Raw genomic sequence first — 2,049 nt, forward strand, 5'->3', positions numbered from 1 at the left:
GTTCGTATACGAACAGATCAGCACCTGATCAATTACTTGAACTTTTGGACTCAAATGAGAGTCCAGGATTCGAACGGAGAGTTTGATCCTGGCTCAGGATGAACGCTGGCGGCGTGCTTAACACATGCAAGTCGAACGATTAAAGCGCCTTCGGGCGTGTATAGAGTGGCGAACGGGTGAGTAACACGTGACCAACCTGCCTCGCACACCGGGATAACTACTGGAAACGGTAGCTAATACCGGATACTATCCGAACCTCGCATGAGGAGCGGATGAAAGCTTTTGCGGTGCGAGATGGGGTCGCGGCCCATTAGGTAGACGGCGGGGTAACGGCCCACCGTGCCTGCGATGGGTAGCCGGACTGAGAGGTCGATCGGCCACATTGGGACTGAGATACGGCCCAGACTCCTACGGGAGGCAGCAGTGGGGAATATTGCGCAATGGGGGAAACCCTGACGCAGCAACGCCGCGTGCGGGATGAAGGCTTTCGGGTTGTAAACCGCTTTCAGTAGGGAAGATAGTGACGGTACCTACAGAAGAAGCCCCGGCTAAATACGTGCCAGCAGCCGCGGTAATACGTATGGGGCAAGCGTTATCCGGATTCATTGGGCGTAAAGCGCGCGCAGGCGGGCGCCTAAGCGGGACCTCTAATCTCGGGGCTCAACCCCGAGCCGGGTTCCGAACTGGGCACCTCGGGTTCGGTAGGGGTAGACGGAATTCCCGGTGTAGCGGTGGAATGCGCAGATATCGGGAAGAACACCGATGGCGAAGGCAGTCTACTGGGCCGCAACCGACGCTGAGGCGCGAAAGCTGGGGGAGCGAACAGGATTAGATACCCTGGTAGTCCCAGCCGTAAACGATGAACACTAGGTGTGGGGGAATCATTTCTTCCGTGCCGCAGCTAACGCATTAAGTGTTCCGCCTGGGGAGTACGGCCGCAAGGCTAAAACTCAAAGGAATTGACGGGGGCCCGCACAAGCAGCGGAGCATGTGGCTTAATTCGAAGCAACGCGAAGAACCTTACCAGGGCTTGACATGATAGTGAAGCGGTGGAAACACCGTGGCCGAAAGGAGCTATCACAGGTGGTGCATGGCTGTCGTCAGCTCGTGTCGTGAGATGTTGGGTTAAGTCCCGCAACGAGCGCAACCCCTGTCACATGTTGCCAGCATTCAGTTGGGGACTCATGTGAGACTGCCGGCGTCAAGCCGGAGGAAGGTGGGGATGACGTCAAGTCATCATGCCCCTTACGCCCTGGGCTGCACACGTGCTACAATGGCCGGCACAGAGGGTTGCCACCCCGCGAGGGGGAGCGGATCCCTAAAAGCCGGTCCCAGTTCGGATTGTAGGCTGAAACCCGCCTGCATGAAGTCGGAGTTGCTAGTAATCGCGGATCAGCATGCCGCGGTGAATGCGTTCCCGGGCCTTGTACACACCGCCCGTCACACCACCCGAGTCGTCTGCACCCGAAGCCGCCGGCCCAACTTCTAGAGGGAGGCGTCGAAGGTGTGGAGGGTGAGGGGGGTGAAGTCGTAACAAGGTAGCCGTACCGGAAGGTGCGGCTGGATCACCTCCTTTCTAGGGAGATACCCTAGATAGTTTATACCTATCTCACATATGAAGGATCCACGCTTACAGTCACTTACCGTGAGTCAAACATCCCAGCATCCGGTTCTCAAGGTGCCCAAAGGCGCTCTTTTCGTGTTCGTGATCGGCACCTTGACATCTGCATAGCGCGCGGCATCCGCTGCCAGGTTTGGATGCTGCGCAGAAGAAACGAAATGAGACAGATCTCATTTGCGAAGCTTCGAAGAGAAAACATACGTTTTCTTCTCGATCCCTTACAAAGCATTGATAGACCATCAATGAGGTTTATCCGTCAGATAAGGTAGCAGATGTATCTGTCACGAACGATCGCAAACAAGGTATATCTATCATGAATAGATCGTGGGCACTAACCGTGTCCCGTACCTCTCTTATAACGAGTGCGTTAGGAAGAGAAGATATTACGGGCGCGCGGTGGATGCCTTGGCACAGGCAGTCGATGAAGG

General features: G+C 55.9%; 1 rRNA gene. It reads left to right on the forward strand.

Annotation, left to right across the window (positions count from 1 at the left end):
• Positions 1-70: 70 nt before the first annotated feature.
• Positions 71-1,576, forward strand: a 16S ribosomal RNA gene (locus tag NFR19_RS08810).
• The last annotated feature ends 473 nt before the right edge of the window (positions 1,577-2,049 follow it).

The sequence above is a fragment of the Adlercreutzia murintestinalis genome (assembly GCF_943192905.1).
Taxonomy (GTDB): Bacteria; Actinomycetota; Coriobacteriia; order Coriobacteriales; family Eggerthellaceae; genus Adlercreutzia_A; species Adlercreutzia_A murintestinalis.